Source organism: Pseudomonas helleri (assembly GCF_045830615.1).
GTDB classification, from domain to species: Bacteria; Pseudomonadota; Gammaproteobacteria; order Pseudomonadales; family Pseudomonadaceae; genus Aquipseudomonas; species Aquipseudomonas helleri.
In genome coordinates, this window is record NZ_CP174501.1 from 3,551,100 (window position 1) to 3,567,066 (window position 15,967).

General features: G+C 60.5%; 19 protein-coding genes. 6 read left to right on the forward strand and 13 right to left on the reverse strand.

Annotation, left to right across the window (positions count from 1 at the left end; translation table 11 throughout):
* Nucleotides 1–64: 64 nt before the first annotated feature.
* The 10 genes from ACJJU9_RS15930 to ccmA form a co-directional block, all read right to left on the reverse strand.
* On the reverse strand, nt 65–460 hold the full coding sequence (locus ACJJU9_RS15930; RefSeq protein ID WP_407728968.1) for a hypothetical protein: 396 nt from the start codon (nt 458–460) through the stop codon (nt 65–67).
* A 128-nt stretch (nt 461–588) separates the two neighbouring features.
* Nucleotides 589–1,791: a c-type cytochrome biogenesis protein CcmI gene (gene ccmI, locus ACJJU9_RS15935; RefSeq protein WP_407728969.1), complete on the reverse strand. Its 1,203-nt coding sequence runs from the start codon at nt 1,789–1,791 to the stop codon at nt 589–591.
* On the reverse strand, nt 1,784–2,260 hold the full coding sequence (locus ACJJU9_RS15940) for a cytochrome c-type biogenesis protein (RefSeq protein ID WP_273219171.1): 477 nt from the start codon (nt 2,258–2,260) through the stop codon (nt 1,784–1,786). The genes ccmI and ACJJU9_RS15940 overlap by 8 nt, the downstream gene beginning before the upstream one ends.
* Nucleotides 2,257–2,793, reverse strand: a complete 537-nt coding sequence (locus ACJJU9_RS15945; RefSeq protein WP_407728970.1) for a DsbE family thiol:disulfide interchange protein — start codon at nt 2,791–2,793, stop codon at nt 2,257–2,259. Before ACJJU9_RS15945 ends, ACJJU9_RS15940 begins: the two co-directional genes overlap by 4 nt.
* Entirely contained in the window at nt 2,790–4,778 is a 1,989-nt protein-coding gene (locus ACJJU9_RS15950) for a heme lyase CcmF/NrfE family subunit (protein WP_407728971.1), read from the reverse strand. Before ACJJU9_RS15950 ends, ACJJU9_RS15945 begins: the two co-directional genes overlap by 4 nt.
* Nucleotides 4,778–5,236, reverse strand: coding sequence for a cytochrome c maturation protein CcmE (gene ccmE / locus ACJJU9_RS15955; protein WP_178110195.1), 459 nt, complete (start codon nt 5,234–5,236; stop codon nt 4,778–4,780). Before ccmE ends, ACJJU9_RS15950 begins: the two co-directional genes overlap by 1 nt.
* A complete protein-coding gene (ccmD, locus tag ACJJU9_RS15960) occupies nt 5,233–5,409 on the reverse strand; it encodes a heme exporter protein CcmD (protein ID WP_048371340.1) in 177 nt (58 codons plus the stop codon). Before ccmD ends, ccmE begins: the two co-directional genes overlap by 4 nt.
* Nucleotides 5,406–6,164 carry a heme ABC transporter permease gene (locus ACJJU9_RS15965; RefSeq protein WP_173430622.1) on the reverse strand — a complete coding sequence of 253 codons (759 nt, stop codon included), beginning with the start codon at nt 6,162–6,164 and terminating at the stop codon, nt 5,406–5,408. The genes ccmD and ACJJU9_RS15965 overlap by 4 nt, the downstream gene beginning before the upstream one ends.
* Before the next feature lie 92 nt (nt 6,165–6,256).
* Complete coding sequence (ccmB, locus tag ACJJU9_RS15970; protein WP_048390373.1) at nt 6,257–6,925, reverse strand: heme exporter protein CcmB; 669 nt, start codon at nt 6,923–6,925, stop codon at nt 6,257–6,259.
* Entirely contained in the window at nt 6,922–7,557 is a 636-nt protein-coding gene (ccmA, locus tag ACJJU9_RS15975; RefSeq protein WP_048371630.1) for a cytochrome c biogenesis heme-transporting ATPase CcmA, read from the reverse strand. Before ccmA ends, ccmB begins: the two co-directional genes overlap by 4 nt.
* 191 nt (nt 7,558–7,748) lie before the next feature.
* On the opposite strand from ccmA, the gene ACJJU9_RS15980 reads away from it, so the two are divergent.
* A complete protein-coding gene (locus ACJJU9_RS15980) occupies nt 7,749–9,320 on the forward strand; it encodes a flagellar hook-length control protein FliK (protein ID WP_407728972.1) in 1,572 nt (523 codons plus the stop codon).
* Entirely contained in the window at nt 9,317–9,634 is a 318-nt protein-coding gene (locus tag ACJJU9_RS15985) for an EscU/YscU/HrcU family type III secretion system export apparatus switch protein (RefSeq protein WP_153374105.1), read from the forward strand. The genes ACJJU9_RS15980 and ACJJU9_RS15985 overlap by 4 nt, the downstream gene beginning before the upstream one ends.
* Here ACJJU9_RS15985 and ACJJU9_RS15990 read toward each other — a convergent pair.
* Together ACJJU9_RS15990 and ACJJU9_RS15995 are read right to left on the reverse strand one after the other, a co-directional pair.
* Entirely contained in the window at nt 9,621–10,913 is a 1,293-nt protein-coding gene (locus ACJJU9_RS15990; RefSeq protein ID WP_407728973.1) for an amidase, read from the reverse strand. The two genes, ACJJU9_RS15985 and ACJJU9_RS15990, sit on opposite strands and share 14 nt — an antisense overlap.
* Before the next feature lie 30 nt (nt 10,914–10,943).
* Complete coding sequence (locus ACJJU9_RS15995) at nt 10,944–11,357, reverse strand: VOC family protein (protein ID WP_407728974.1); 414 nt, start codon at nt 11,355–11,357, stop codon at nt 10,944–10,946.
* A 108-nt stretch (nt 11,358–11,465) separates the two neighbouring features.
* Here ACJJU9_RS15995 and ACJJU9_RS16000 point away from each other — a divergent pair, with 108 nt between their 5' ends.
* From ACJJU9_RS16000 to ACJJU9_RS16010, 3 genes are all read left to right on the forward strand, one after another.
* Nucleotides 11,466–12,326: a LysR substrate-binding domain-containing protein gene (locus ACJJU9_RS16000; protein ID WP_407728975.1), complete on the forward strand. Its 861-nt coding sequence runs from the start codon at nt 11,466–11,468 to the stop codon at nt 12,324–12,326.
* A 101-nt stretch (nt 12,327–12,427) separates the two neighbouring features.
* On the forward strand, nt 12,428–12,736 hold the full coding sequence (locus ACJJU9_RS16005; RefSeq protein ID WP_076965378.1) for a transposase: 309 nt from the start codon (nt 12,428–12,430) through the stop codon (nt 12,734–12,736).
* A gap of 8 nt (nt 12,737–12,744) precedes the next feature.
* A complete protein-coding gene (locus ACJJU9_RS16010; RefSeq protein ID WP_407730991.1) occupies nt 12,745–13,575 on the forward strand; it encodes an IS3 family transposase in 831 nt (276 codons plus the stop codon).
* A 447-nt stretch (nt 13,576–14,022) separates the two neighbouring features.
* Here ACJJU9_RS16010 and ACJJU9_RS16015 read toward each other — a convergent pair whose 3' ends face one another.
* Nucleotides 14,023–14,871: an NmrA family NAD(P)-binding protein gene (locus ACJJU9_RS16015; RefSeq protein WP_407728976.1), complete on the reverse strand. Its 849-nt coding sequence runs from the start codon at nt 14,869–14,871 to the stop codon at nt 14,023–14,025.
* 114 nt (nt 14,872–14,985) lie between these two features.
* Here ACJJU9_RS16015 and ACJJU9_RS16020 point away from each other — a divergent pair, with 114 nt between their 5' ends.
* Nucleotides 14,986–15,888, forward strand: coding sequence for a LysR family transcriptional regulator (locus ACJJU9_RS16020; RefSeq protein ID WP_407728977.1), 903 nt, complete (start codon nt 14,986–14,988; stop codon nt 15,886–15,888).
* The last annotated feature ends 79 nt before the right edge of the window (nt 15,889–15,967 follow it).

Genomic DNA, 15,967 nt, shown 5'->3' on the forward strand with positions numbered 1-15,967 from the left:
ATGCTGAAGATTCTCGGTGGCCTGTTTGCTGCGCGGCAGCGCGGCGTCGGGGTAATCGACCGCGTTACTTGAACTGACGGCTCAACCCCGGCGGTACGCCGCTGGTATCGGTTTCTTCCCAGGGCCCATTCGGGCTGATCCCGCGGGTCCAGCCGTTGTCCCAGCGGTAGTAGGTGCGCTGGCGATAAAAGATGTTGCTCTGGTCATCCAGCACATACACGCCAAGACGTGCGTCCCAGTGGCTCGGGCCGCCCGGTGGCGGGGCGAACGTGGCCGAGGTGCGCGGCAACGGTTTGGGCGGCTGCGGGATCGGCATGTCCGGCAGCGGTTTGTCCGATGGTTGCGGCTGCGGGATCGGGCTGGGCGGCGTAGGCGGCGTGGATTCGTACGGTTGATGAACCGAGCAGGCACTCAGGCCGATGGCCAGGCTAAGCAGGGTGATTCGAGCAAATGCGGCCATAACGGGGTCTCGTCTAGGTATTTAGGGCCCAAAATGCAGGAGCTGCCGCAGGCTGCGATCTTTTGAGGGTGAAGATTAAAAGATCGCAGCCTGCGGCAGCTCCTACACACTGTTCGCCCAAACGCCGGTTATTTATCCGGGCTGTCGATTATCAGCTGTTGCAACGTCTGGGTACTGTTGGGCAGCGGTTTGCCGCGCCCTACCCATTCGCCAGCGGTGGGCTGGCCCGCACGGGAGATGCGCGCAACCAGTTGGACTTCAGGAAAGTTGGACAGTTTCAACTGCGGCATCATCGCGTCGGCATCGCTCAGTTCCACGGTGATCGGCAGGTCCGCCACGGTCACGCGTTTGACCGCCAACGGGGCCGGTGGGCCCGACACGGCGCGGGCGAAGATGAACACGCTGTCGCCCGGCAACACACTGGCTTTAACGGCATCAGCCAAGTCGACGCTGACCTTGATCGACGCCTGCGCCGCAGGCACAGGGGCGCTTTCAACCTTGCCGCCGCTGGCCAGCAATTGCCCGCGTGCGCGCTCGATGCCGCCCTCCAGCGCTTCGCGGGACGGGTCACCTATAGGCAGCTCATTAAGCAGTCGCTGCCAGTAGTTGATGGCCTCTTGATAACGCTGGCCCTCAAATGCCGCAATGCCGAGCAGACCCAGGCTGGTGACTTCGTTGGGGTCGGCTTTTAAGGCTTCGTCGGTCAGGGCCTGGGTCTTGTCGCTCCACTTTTTATCGTCAGCAAAGTACTGCGCCTGCGCCCACTGACCCAACAGCTCAGGCTGGCGCCCGGCCAGCGCCACGGCACGTTCAAACACCTTGGCGGCCTCTGCCGAACGGTTTTGTGCCATGTAGGCACGCCCCAGGAAGTACCAGCTCTCGGCGGAGTCCGGCTGGGCAGCGGCGGCCCGCTCAAGACGCGAGATCATTTGCTCTAGCGATTGCGGTGGCGTGGCGAACTCTTGGGTCAGTTCAACCTTGTCGCTGGCACCAAAATGCAGGTACAGGCCCACACCCAGCACCGGCACCATCAACGCCGCCAGTATGGGCACTACTTTGCCCAAGCTGGAGCTGCGCCCCGGCGCCACGCCTTCGGTGTCCGCCAGCAGTTCACGCGCGGCTTCGTCGCGACCGCTTTGCAGTTGTTGCTCGGTCAGCACGCCCTCTTCACGTTGCGCCTGCAATTGCGCCACGCGCTCTTGGTACAGCGCCACGTTGAGGGCGGTGCGGTCTTCTTCACGCTGGGCACGGCGACCACGCAGCACCGGGATCAGCAAAAAACTCAGGGCGATGAGTAGCAGCAAGCCCGCTGCAAGCCAGAAATCAATCATCTTTGTTTTTATCCAGCAAGGTATCGAGGCGCTGACGCTCCTCGGCAGAAAGAGTGTCCGAAGCTTCGGCCCGCGCTGTACGACGGCGACGCCCGACAATCACCCCGATCACCACCACCCCGCCCACCAACAAGGCCAGCGGGCCGAACCACAGCACCACGGTCTTGCTGGTCAAGGCCGGTTTGTAGCGCACGAAGTCGCCGTAACGGTCGACCATAAAGTCGATGATCTGCTGGTTGTCCTTGCCCTCGCCCAGCATGCGGAAGATCTCGCGGCGCAGGTCGGTGGCAATCGGCGCGTTGGAGTCGGCAAGGTCCTGGTTCTGGCACTTGGGGCAACGCAGCTCCTGGGTCAACTCGCGAAAACGCGCGCGCTCAGCGTCATTGGCAAACTCATAGGTGTCGATGGCCGCATGGGCGATGCCGGTCAAGGCCAGCCCGCACACCAGCGCTGCTAACCAACGCTTCATGGCTTGGCCTCATCAACCAGCGCCTGATACTTGCCAGCCAGTTGTTCGCGCCACACGCGCTCGTCGATCACGCCGACAAACTTGTGGCGGATGATGCCCTGGCTGTCGATCAGGAAGGTTTCCGGGGCGCCGTACACGCCCAGGTTCAAGCCCAACGAACCGGCTTCATCGTTGATGTCCAACTGGTACGGGTTGTGGAATTCCTTGAGCCACTTGTTTGCGTCCTCGTTGACGTCCTTGTAGTTGACGCCATAGATCACCACGCCCTGCTCGGCCAGTTTGGTCAGCACCGGGTGTTCGACCTTGCACGAGATGCACCAGGTGGCCCAGACGTTAACCAGCGCCGGTTTGCCCTTGAGGTCGGCTTCGGTCAGGGTTTTGTCGCCCTCCACCGCTGGCAGGCTGAACGCCGGGAACGGCTTGTCGATCAGGGTCGACGGCAACTCGGTCGGGTCCAGGTACAAGCCTTTGTACAGAAACCACGCCATGCCCAAAAACACCGCCAGCGGGGCCAGCATTAGCCAGCGTCTCATGCTGTTTCTCCTTTCATGCCCAGCGCGTCGCGCACGCGGGTTTTAACCTTGACTCGATAACGTCGGTCCAGCGCCGCCAGCAAACCGCCAAAGCCGGTGAGCAAACCGCCCAGCCAGATCCAGCGCACAAACGGTTTAACGTGGACCCGTACCGCCCAGGCGCCATCGCCCAGCGGTTCACCCAGCGCCACGTACAGGTCGCGGGTAAAACCGGCGTCGATACCGGCTTCGGTCATCATCGAACTTTGTACCGTGTACAAACGTTTTTCCGGGTGCAGCACGCTGACTTGCTTGCCATTGCGGATCACCCGCACGGTGCCTTTGTCCGAGGTGAAGTTCGGCCCTTCAAAATGTTTGGCACCGTCAAAAATGAACTGATAACCGGCCAGTTCCATCGACTCACCCGGCGCCAGACGCAGATCGCGTTCGGCACTGTTTTGGCTCGACAGCACCACACCCAGCGCGCACACCGCGATACCCAAGTGCGCGATCTGCATGCCCCAATAACTGCGGGTCAGGCTGCGCAGGCCTTTGACCAGGCCCTTGTGACGGGTTTTGTCACCGATATCGCGCACCCCGGCCAGCAACACCCAGGCCGCCAGCATAAAGGTCGCGATCACCGCCCAGTTAAAGTCGCCATAGGCCACACCGGCAATCACCGACAGCGCCGCACTGCCCAGCAACACCGGGGTCAACATGCCCAGCAGCCATTTGACCGGGGTGTCTTTCCAGCGCACCAGCACACCCACCGCCATGACCACCATCAGCAAGGCCATCAACGGGATAAACAGCGCATTGAAGTACGGCGGGCCGACCGACATTTTCGCCCCGCTCACCGCGTCGACAATCAGCGGGTACAAGGTGCCGAGCAGAATCATCGACGCGGCCACCACCAGAATCAGGTTGTTGCCCAGCAGCAACGTCTCACGTGACCACAGGTTAAAACCGACATGGCTTTTGACCACCGGCGCACGCAGCGCAAACAACGTCAGCGAACCGCCCACCACAAACAGCAGGAAGATCAGGATAAACACGCCGCGCTCCGGGTCGGCCGCAAACGCATGCACCGACGTCAGCACCCCGGAACGCACAAGGAATGTCCCGAGCAAGCTCAACGAAAACGCGGCAATGGCCAACAGCACGGTCCAGCTTTTAAACACGCCACGTTTTTCGGTCACTGCCAGCGAGTGAATCAGCGCCGTGCCGACCAGCCATGGCATGAAAGAGGCGTTTTCAACCGGGTCCCAGAACCACCAGCCGCCCCAGCCAAGCTCGTAATACGCCCACCACGAACCCAAGGTGATGCCGATCCCCAGAAAGGCCCACGCGACAATCGTCCACGGCCGCGACCAACGTGCCCATGCCGCGTCCAGTCGACCACCGAGCAAGGCCGCGATGGCAAAGGCAAAGGCCACCGAGAAACCGACATACCCCATGTACAGCATCGGCGGGTGCACGATCAGACCGATGTCTTGCAGCAGCGGGTTAAGGTCGTTGCCGTTGGCAGGCATTTGCGGCAGCAGGCGTGCGAACGGGTTGGAGGTGAGGATCAGAAACAGCATAAAGCCGACGCTGATCATGCCCATGATCGACAGCACGCGGGCCAGCATCACTTGCGGTAACTGGCGTGAGAACACCGACACTGCGAATGTCCAGCCGCTCAGAATCAGCGCCCAGAGCAACAGCGAGCCTTCGTGGGCGCCCCACACGGCGCTGAATTTGTAGTACCAGGGCAAGGCGCTGTTGGAGTTGCTGGCCACATAGCGGACCGAAAAATCGTCCGCCATAAAGGCGTAGGTTAAGCAACCGAAGGCAAACAGCATAAAGGCGAATTGCCCCCAGGCCGCCGGCTGGGCCAGGCCCATCCACAGTTTGTCGCCACGCCAGGCGCCGAGCAGCGGGACGATGGCCTGCACGATGGCAAAGCACAGCGCCAGAATCATGGCCAGGTGGCCCAATTCAGGAATAAACAGTCCAGACATCATCACTTAACCTCGTTAGCCGGTGCCGGGGCGGATTGGCCGCTCTCCTTCAGCGCCTTGGTCACCTCGGGCGGCATGTACTTCTCGTCATGCTTGGCCAGCACTTCGTCGGCCACCACCACACCCTGGGCGTTGAGCTTGCCCAACGCAACGATGCCCTGCCCTTCGCGGAACAGGTCCGGCAAGATGCCACGGTATTGAATGGTCACGCCCTTGTTGAAGTCAGTGACCACAAATTCGACGTCCAGCGAGTCGCCAGAGCGTTTCAGCGAACCGTTTTCAACCATGCCGCCCGCGCGGATCCGCGTGTCCAATGGCGCTTCGCCATTGGCGATCTGGGTCGGCGTGTAGAACAGGTTAATGTTTTGCTGCAGCGCGCTCAGGGCCAGGGCAACGGCCGCGCCGATGCCTACCAGAATCGCCAAAATGATGATCAAACGTTTTTTGCGCTGCGGATTCACTTCGAATTCTCCCGGCGCAAACGACGCGCCTCTTGTTGCAGATAACGCCGACGCGCCGTCAGCGGCAGCGCCACGTTAAGCGCCAGCACCGCCAGGCAAATGCCATAGGCCGACCACACATAAAGGCCATGCTGGCCCATGGCGACAAAGTCGCTGAAAGAAGCAAAACTCATCGCGTACCCTCCAGCGCTTTTAACACTTCAGCTTTGGCCCAACTGCTGCGCGCTTCGCGCTTGAGCACTTCGAGGCGCATGCGCAGCAACAGCACCGCGCCAAAAAAACAATAAAAACCCAGCACGGTGAGCAGCAACGGCAGCCACATTTCTACAGGCATCGCCGGTTTTTCAGTGAGGGTAAAGGTGGCGCCTTGGTGCAGGGTGTTCCACCACTCCACCGAGTATTTGATGATCGGGATGTTGATCACGCCCACAATCGCCAGCACCGCGCAGGCCTTGGCCGCGCTGTCGCGATTGGTAATGGCGTTGCCCAAGGCAATCAGGCCGAAGTACAGAAACAGCAGAATCAGCATCGAGGTCAGGCGCGCATCCCAGACCCACCACGAGCCCCAGGTCGGTTTGCCCCAGATGGCCCCGGTCACCAGCGCCACGGCGGTCATCCACGCGCCGATGGGGGCGGCGCATTGCAGCGCGACGTCAGCGATTTTCATCTTCCAGACCAGCCCCACCACCCCGCACACCGCCAGCATCACGTAGCAGGACTGCGCCAGCATGGCGGCCGGAACATGGATGTAAATGATCCTGAAACTATTACCCTGCTGGTAGTCCGGTGGCGCAAAAGCCAGGCCCCAAATCACGCCGACGACCATCAGCAGCACGGCGGCAATGCTTAGCCAGGGCAGTAAACGTCCACTGATGGCATAGAACCATTTAGGTGAGCCGAGTTTGTGAAACCAAGTCCAGTTCATCACGCTGTTTCCATCACGGTGCTTTGACGTGGCCTGTGCACGGCCTCATCAACGCGCGGGTCTTTACTGGCCTGTGCAGGGCCAGACCTCATTATTTATTCGCCGACACTGATCTTCAGGCCGGCCGCTATTGCAAAAGGTGTAAGGGTGACGGCCAGCACGGTCAGGCTGGCAAGCCAGAGCAGATAACCGGTTGCAGGCATGCCTTGCAAAGCTGCTTGCAAAGCCCCGCTACCCAAAATCAGCACCGGGATATACAAGGGCAAAATCAGCAACGCCAGCAGCAAGCCGCCGCGTTTAAGCCCCACGGTCAGCGCGGCGCCCACCGCGCCGAGCAAGCTCAGCACGGGCGTTCCGAGCAACAACGACAACAACAGCACCGGCAAACAGGCCACCGGCAATCCCAGCATCAGCGCCAGCAACGGTGACAAAATCACCAGTGCCAGCCCGGAAAACGCCCAGTGTGCCAGCACCTTGGCCAACACCAGTAGCGCCAGAGGGTGCGGCGAAAGGACCCACTGTTCCAGTGAACCGTCTTCAAAATCACTGCGAAACAGCCCGTCCAGCGAGAGTAAAACCGCTAATAGCGCTGCCACCCAGAGCAGTCCGGGAGACAAGGTTTGCAACAATTGAGACTCCGGGCCAACCGCCAGCGGGAACATCGCGATCACAATTGCGAAGAACACCAGCGGGTTGGCCAACTCGGCCGGGCGCCGAAAAAGCAAACGCGCTTCACGAGCCAATAACGATGCAAACACACTCATACGGCGTACTGCCCCAGATCGATGTCGCGATAACCGGCAGGTGTGCGGGTCAAGGTATGGTGCGTGGTCAACACCACCATGCCGCCCCGCTCACAGTGGCTGGCCAAGTGCTCTTCAAGGGCCGCAACGCCTTGTTTATCGAGCGCGGTAAACGGCTCGTCGAGAATCCACAGCGCCGGGCTGTCCAGATGCAACCGGGCCAAAGCAACGCGCCGCTGCTGCCCGGCCGACAAGGTGTGGCACGGCACGTCTTCAAAACCCTGCAAACCCACGGCGGCCAATGCTGCCCAAATCGCCTCACGGCTCGCCGGACGATGCAGGGCGCACAGCCAACGCAGGTTTTCTTCGGCGCTCAGCAAATCTTTGATCCCGGCCGCATGGCCGATCCACAGCAGGTTGCTGGCCAGTTCTGCACGCTGCTCGCTCAACCGTTGCCCGCTCAGCCGAATCTCGCCCTCGGTGGGTTGCATCAGGCCCGCCAACAAACGCAACAGGCTGGTCTTGCCGCTGCCGTTGGGGCCGCTGATCTGTAGCATGTCGCAGGGGCTGAGTCGCAATTCGAGATTTTCAAATAACAGGCGCCCGTCACGCTCACAGGTCAGCGATACGGTTTCTAAAAGAGGGCTGGTCACGTCGTTGAGGCCTTCACGGTTCAAGTCGGCCCGGGCGTGGCCGTTAAAGTGATGCAGGATAGATACATTTGCGGCCTGTTTAAGAGAGCTGGATCAAAGAATTGTGTTGTTTTTAGGCACCTTAAACGATGGGGCAGCATTATACATGCCATGTCCTACTCTAAAGAGGGCATATTCATAAGGTTGTAACAATGAAAAGCGACATGAATATTCCACCCATCCCACCTGCTGCGTCCAATCCCGTACGCCCCGGAGCAGCAGGCGGTGAAGTGCTCAAGTTGCTGCAACCGCTCGAGGGTTTGATCAGTCCGGGGCAAAGCGCCCAGGCGCAGGTGCTGTCGCTTAAACAGGGCGATGCGGTGTTTCAGCTGCTGCTCAAACTGACCCTGGACAGCGGCCGCCAAACCAACGTGCAGGTCAGCAGCAACCAGCCGCTACCGCTGGGCACGCTGCTGTCGGTGACCCAACCTTCGCCCGCCAGCCTGGCGGTCAGCCTGCAACAAGCCCTGAGCAGCAATGCCAGCGCCCTCACCCGCCTTGATCCGCAGCAACTGCCGGTGGGCACGTTAGTACAAGGCAAAGTGCTGAGCACCCAGGTGTTGGCGCAAGCCGCCGGGCAACCGGCCGTGTATCGCTCACTGGTAACCTTGCTTAACAGCGCCTTGAGCGGCAGCACCCTGACCGTCGACAGCCCGCGACCTTTGCGCGTCGACAGCTTGCTGACCGCGCAAGTGCAAGGCAGCCAGAGCCTGAACTTCGTACCCCTGAGCGGTCGACAAGACCAACTGGCAATTACCCAGCAACTGGCCGCCCAGCAAAGCCGTCAGGGCTCGCTCGACGGCCTGTTGAACGCCCTGCAGAAGCTTCCACCCAGCGAGAGCATGCCCGACGCTTTGCGCGCCTCTATCGACAAGTTGCTGAGCGGCTTGCCTACGCCGCAACAACTGAGCAACCCCGCCACACTCAGTAATGCCCTGCTCAACAGCGGCGCGTTTCTCGAAGCCAAGCTGCTCGGTGGCCAGTTACAAAACCTCGCCCCCGACATGAAAGCCAGCTTGTTGCGGCTGATTGCACAAATAGTGCCCGGCGTGCCGGCCAACCCCACTTTCAACCCCGGTGTCGCCGCCAGCACCCAGGCGCAAGCCCTGCCGACGTTTGTGCGCAATGCGCTGGGCATGCTTGGGCAAGTCAGCGCCAAACCGCAGCCTGGCGGTTTTCCGCTGCCGCCGCGCCTGCTGCAACGGGGCGAAGGCGAAGACAGCCTGGAAAACCTGCTCAAGCTCGCCGCCGCTGCCATTTCGCGCCTGCAAAGCCATCAATTGTCGAGCCTGGAGCAAAGCGGGCGCACCGCAGACGGTAGCCTGCTGACCACCTGGCAACTGGAAATCCCCCTGCGCAACGCCCACGACATCGTGCCGTTGCAGGTCAAGTTCCAGCGTGAAGATCCGCCCGAGCAAGGGCCTGAAGACAAACGCGAACACCGTGAGAGCAAAGATCAACTGTGGCGCGTCGAACTGGCCTTTGACCTCGCGCCGCTGGGCCCGCTGCATGTGCAGGCGCAATTGCTGCGCGGCAACCTGTCGGGCCAGTTATGGGCGCAACACAGCGCCACCGCTGAACTGATCGCCAGCCAACTGGGCGTGCTGCGCCAGCGTCTGAAGGATGCGGGGCTGAGCGTGACCGATCTCGATTGCCATCAGGGCATCCCACCCGCCCATGGCCATACTCCCCTTGAACAACGCTGGGTCGACGAAACCGCATGAGCACACCCCCCGAACCGCGTCAGGCGATTGCCCTCAAGTACGACGGCAAACAGGCGCCCACCCTGACCGCCAAAGGCGATGACGCACTGGCCGAAGCTATCCTCGCACTGGCCCGCGAGTACGAAGTGCCTATTTATGAGAACGCTGAGCTGGTCAGATTATTGGCGCGCATGGAGCTGGGCGACAGCATCCCGCAGGAGCTGTACCGAACCCTGGCTGAAATCATTGCCTTTGCCTGGCAGCTAAAAGGCAAATACCCACAGGGATTTGACCCGGATGCAGGGCCGGTGGAGCGCGACATCACGCCAACGTAACCCCACCGTTCAGTGCACTGTCGACGTGCTGCGCCGCGTCCAGCAGTTGGCTGTCGCTGCGAAAATCCCCCACCACTTGCAGGCCGACGGGCAGTTCACCCGGCGCTCTGGGCAGCGGTATGTTGATCTGCGGCAAGCCAAATGCCATCCAGAACTTGCAGAAGTCAGACGGCCCTGTGGCCTCCAGCCCCAAGGGCGCGACCATGCCGCAGCTAGCCCCGAGCATGGCGTCATAGGGGGCGAACAGCGCTTTGAGGACCGGGGCCAGCGCGGCCAGGCGGGCCTTGGCGGCGGTTTCCTGCTGCCACGTGGTCTGTTGGGCCCGCTCGATCATGGCCACCACCTGCGGGCTGAGTAACTCGGGGCTGACGTGCCATTCTTTGGCCAGCGAACGCGCACCCTCGCAATCGTTGATCAACAGATGGTCGTCAAACACCCCGGCAAACGCCTCCGGCAACTCGACCTGCGTCACTGTGTGCCCGGCCGCGCGGAGCACGTCGAGTGACGCCAGCAACGCGTCGGCCACCGGCTGATCAATGTCGCCCCAGCGTGCCGTGCGGCAAAATCCAAACGTTCTGCGCCCGCTCGCCCGCGGGCTGCTGGTCAGCCCCGGAATCAGCACCTGCGCGACCAAAGCCAGATCCCCCACCGAGCGCCCATACCAACCCAGCGTGTCAAAGCTCGGCGCCAGCGGCTTGATCCCCTCCAGAGAGACCAGCCCCCAGGACGGTTTGAACGCATATAAGCCACAGTACGATGCAGGCTTGAGCAACGAACCCGCAGTCTGCGTGCCCAGCGCCAGAGGAAAAAACCCGGCTGCCATACCCGCAGCAGAACCGGCGCTGGAACTGCCGGGTGTTCTGTTCAGGTCATGGGGGTTACGCGTCGGCCCGGTCTGCATATAAGCAAACTCGGTGGTGTGGGTCTTGCCCATGATCAGCGCGCCCGCCTGGCGCAGCAGCGTCACCACATGGGCATCGCGCGAGGGTTGGTTGCCTTGGTAGATCGGGGAATAAAAGCAAGTGGGATGATCGTGGGTATCAATGATGTCCTTGACGCCCACCGGTACACCCGCAAGCAAACCGTTGAGTGCAGGCCCTTTCAACTGTGCCACTTGCGTGCGCAGCGCGGTGGGGTCCAGCGAAACAAAGGCCTGGATGTCAGCTTCGCGCGCATGGGTGTGCGCCAAAAAATGCTCAGCGACTTCAGCGGGGCTGATACCCGCAGTGCGTACCTGCTCGGCAATCATCCCGGCATCGGCGGTGTCTAGAAGGCTCATGGTTGTGCTCACCTCTTGGCTTTATGGGTGTTAAACGGCGTATACCGACGCCCAATCGGTGAAGCCTTTGATCTCAATGGGATTGCCCGACGGATCAAGGAAAAACATCGTCGCCTGTTCACCCGGTGTTCCCACAAAGCGTCGTGTAGGCACCATCACAAAGTCGACGCAGCGATCCTCCAGCCGCGTTTTCAACGCCACCCAGTCCGGCATTTCCAGCACCACCCCGAAATGCGGCATGGGCACCCAATGCTCGCCCACTTTACCGGTATTAGTGACGGCAAACGGCTCGCCCAGATGCAGTGACAATTGATGGCCGAAAAAGCTGATGTCAAGCCAGGTCTCAGTGCTGCGCCCCTCGATGCAGCCCAAAACCCCGCAATAGAACCCACGCGCAGCGGCCAAATCGTGAACGTGGTAAGCGAAATGAAATAGCGATTTCACAGCAAGCTCCTTGAGCCAGATGTGGCCACATGACCAGGGCAGAAATCATGCCGCGTCATACTCAAAAGAGATAACCTGTTATTTTTTCCCAGAACGAAATTAATTCTTATGGATACGCGCTACCTGAAAAGCCTGATCGCATTGGTCGAGTGCGGGTCCATTGCCAAGGCTGCACGCCTTGAAGGATTGACCGCGGCCGCGATCAGCCAGCGCATCGTCGCGCTGGAGCGCCAGTTGGGGCTGGAACTGCTGCTGCGCGTCGGGCATGAGGCCAAGCCCAGCGCAGCGTGCCTGGACTTATTGCCCAGAGCACGGCGCATCACCCATGAAATAGCGCTGCTGGCCGGCGATGCCGACGCTGAGGGGCTGACCGGCCCGTTGCGCATCGGGGCGATTTCAACCGCGCTCACTGGCATCCTGCCAGCCGCCTTGCGCACCTTGACCGGCTCAAGCCCACAGCTAAAGCCGATCATTGTGCCGGGCACCTCGCGCTCACTGTTTCAGGCGCTGGAAGCCAATGAGCTGGATGCCGTCATCGTGGTAGCACCGCCCTTTGATCTGGCCAAGCGGTTTAATGCGCAGTTGCTGCGTCGGGAACCCTTGGTGTTTATCGCTCGTGAAACCTCGCCCGAGAGCGTCAACCAGCGCTTGCAGAGCCAGCCCTACATTCAATACGACCCCGACGCCTGGGGCGCCCGGCATGCGTCGCAGTACCTGCAAGACCACGGCTTGTTGCCCACCGCCGTGCTGGAACTGGACGCCCTGGAAACCATTGCCCTGCTAACCGCTGAAGGGTTGGGCGTGAGCCTGGTGCCCCGTTGGTCCGGCTTTGAACGCTGGGCCAGCGGTTGCGTGGCAGAGCCCGTGGGCGACGAGCGCTACCACCGCGAGATCGTCCTGATCAGCCACGCACACAGCGCCAAACCACGGATGGTTGCAGCGCTGAGCAGCGCGTTGTTGCGGCCGTAAATTACGAGCTATACCCCTCCCCTGTAGGAGTGGCCGTGAACTGGCCTAATGCTCCCGGACACCTCTTAAGGGCGATATGATTCGCCCAATCAGGAGGTTCCATGCAAGAGCGAAAGACCTACACCCGCGAGTTCAAGCAACGTGCTGCAAGCATGGTTCTTGATGATAGCTGCTCAGTTCCTGACGTCTGTGCATCGATGGACGTTGGGCCTACCGCTCTGCGCCGCTGGATTGATCAGGTTCGCAAAGAGCGTCAGAAAGGGCAGCCAGTGGCAGGTACCAAGGCAATCAGCGACGAACAACGAGAGCTTCAACAGCTGCGAGCCAAGGTCAAGCGCCTGGAGACCGAGGCTGAAATCTTAAAAAAAGCTACGGCTCTCTTGATGTCGGATCCCGATCGTTTTTCCTGATCGAAGAGCTGAGAGAGTCGACCTCATATCCGACCCGCCTCCTTTGTAGTGCTTTGAGCGTTTCCCGCAGCGCGTTTTATGACTGGCTTAAGCGTCGTTCAGCGCCGAATACCAAGCGTGACGCGCTCAGAGCAAAAGTCGTGCAACTGCATGACGAAAGCCGGGGAAGTGCAGGCGCGCGGATGATCTCTCAGCACTTGAAGGCCCAGCAGATCAAAGTGGGGCGGCATCTGGCCGGAAAACTCATGGCGGAGGCAAATTTGGCCAGCAGACAGCGCCGTCGCCATCAGTATCGCTCTAGAGGCGTCGAAGCATTTGTGGCCAAGAACCTGCTCAAGCGTAACTTCGAGCCAACCGCAATCAATCAGGTCTGGTGCGGCGACGTTACCAGCCTGATGGTTGGTAAACGCTGGTATCACTTGGCAGCAGTCATTGATCTGTTCGCCCGCCGAATCGTTGGCTGGGCGTTCTCTCTGATCAATGACGCCAACCTGGTTAGCAGAGCGCTGAGAATGGCGGTGGAGGTTCGAGGTAAACATGCAGGCTTGATGTTTCATTCGGATCAAGGCTGCCAATACACCAGCCAGCTCTTTCAGTCCGCGCTGCTGGAGCATGGGATAACACAAAGCATGAGCCGCAGAGGGCAGTGCTGGGACAACGCGCCAACAGAGCGTTTCTTCGGGACACTCAAATCAGAGTGGGTGCCCAATAAGGGCTACACGACAGTTGAAGAAGCCAGGCAGGATATAACTAGCTTCTTCATGCGATACAACCGAATCAGGCTCCACAGCTACAACAACTACCTGTCGCCAATAGCCATGGAGCAAAAAGCGGCATAAACACCGTAATCGGTGTCCGGGATTACTTGACCAGTTCACCGCCCCGTCTTCGACGCCGCGCTGTCGCGCAGCAAACAGGACAGCGAGTATCTTCAGCATCCCCCAATCGGTTCCCTCTCCTACGGGAGAGGGCTAGGGTGAGGGTTGCTCTTAGATAAAGATCAAAAGATCGCGAGCAAGCTCGCCCCTACAAAGCCTTTAAAATCAATCACTTATTTTATGTTTGATAAGAGCGAGCTTGCCTCGCGATCTTTTGATCTTGATCTGGCTGTTGATCCAGGAGGCCCCGTTAAATCACGCTGGCCGAACGCAGGTTTTATCTACCCAGATCAAGAGCCCCCTCACCCTGGCCCTCTCCCGAAGGAGAGGGAACTGATTGGGGGAGGCTGAAGATTATCGGTGGCCTGTTTACTGCGCGACAGCGTGGTGTCGAAGACGAAGCTGCAGCTACAGCAAGAGCCCCTTCAATACCGTTTCAAGCTCAACCTGCCCTTTGCGCGGCGTACCGGCGAATTCGATCCAGCCTTCGTTGAAGCCATCGATCATTTGCATGCGCGGCAACGGGTTGCGCATGCCCTGCTCGATAAACAGCGCCTGCCAGCGATCCCGCGGCACGACCTGCATGCTCACCGGTTTGTCGAGCAAGCGGGCGAAGGTCTCGGCAATCTGGTTCGGGGTAATACGCTGCGCGCCTTCCAGTTCAACCATGCGCTGCCCTTGCCAGGTTTCCTGCAACAACTCGGCAGCCACCCGCCCCACGTCTGCCGTGGCAATCATGGGCACCGGCTTGTCCAGCGGCTGCAAAAAGCTCGGGATCACCCCGCTCTCAATCGCCGGGGCAACATCCCACAAGGCGTTTTCCATAAACCAGCCGGGGCGTAGAAACGTCATCGGCATGGCCAGCGACCCCAAGGCCTGTTCAAGCAGTTGCAACTGGTTCAGCAGGTTGGGTTGTATGGCCTGAGCACCGATGGTTGACAGGCAAACCACCTTGCCCGGCCGCGCGCATTGCAATGCCTGGCGAATGTTGTCGACCAACACCCGCGCCTCAGGGAACCCCGGCGAAGGATCGAAGTTGGACGGCAACATGATGAACACCCCGTCGACACCGCTAAACGCCTGCGCCATGGCCTGGGCATCGTCGACTTCTGCCAGTGCCACCTCACACCCCAGTTGCGCCCAAGGCAGCGCTTTCTCGGCACTGCGTACCACCGCCCGCACCGGCTGTCCGGCACCGAGCAATGCCCGCGCGACAGCGCCACCCACTTTTCCGGTAATGCCTGTGACTGCGTACATATGCTTCTCTCCTCAACTCAAACAACGGCTGTTGTGTTGGCAGAAATTATCCAGCGCAGGCACATGATTCTTCGATAGCATCAGTGTCATTGCATACGTGACAGGTAATCACCAATGAGCTTTGACCCGGGTTTGGCCAGCGGCATGGGCGTGTTGAGCGCGGTGGTCGACAGCGGCAGTTTTGCCAAGGCCGCCGACCGGCTGGACATCACGCCCTCGGGCGTAAGCCGGGCGATTTCGCGGTTGGAAAAACGCTTGGGCATTCGCCTGTTCGATCGCACCACGCGCTCGGTGCAATTGACCGATGAAGGGCGGCGCTTTTATCAGGAAGTCGCCCCGCTGCTGGCCGGGCTTGAAGACGCAGCCAACTCGGCGGCAGACAGCGCGCTGGCCGTGCGCGGGCGCTTGCGGGTCAATATCGACCCGTATTTCTCAAGGCTGGTACTGGGCCCGGTATTGGGCGAGTTCATGCGCCGCCACCCGCAATTGCAGCTGGACTTGCACACCAAAGACCAACTGGGCGATCTGGTGGCTGACGGCTTTGATCTGGCCATTCGCTTTGGCCACCCGCAGTCGTCTTCGCTGGTGGCGCGCAAGCTGATGGAAGTACGCGTACTGACCGTCGCCGCACCCGCGTATTTCCAGCGTTACGGGCGCCCTGCCAGGCCGCAGGACCTTGAACACGGCCAGCACGTGTGCATCGACTTTCGCGACACACAGACCGGGCGGCCGTTTGCGTGGGAGTTTCATCGCGACGGGCACATACTCATCGTGCCCACTAATGGCCGGTTGATCATCAATGACGCCAGCACCTTGTACAGCGTGTGCGAGCACGGCCACGCGGTGGCGCAAATGCTCGACTTGGGGCTGGCGCCCGCGCTCAAGGACGGTCGCCTGGTGGACGTGTTCCCGGACTGGCCCGATGAGCGTTTTCCGCTGTACGCGTTCTACCCGTCGCGGCATTTACCGGCGGCTAAAGTGCGGGCGTTTCTGGAGTTTGTGCAGGGGTTGTGTTGAGTTCCCGTCACAGGCAGTGACCATGACTTACCTGTCAGTTCTGCTAGTAGACAACGCCATTCATACAACCGATTCTGCG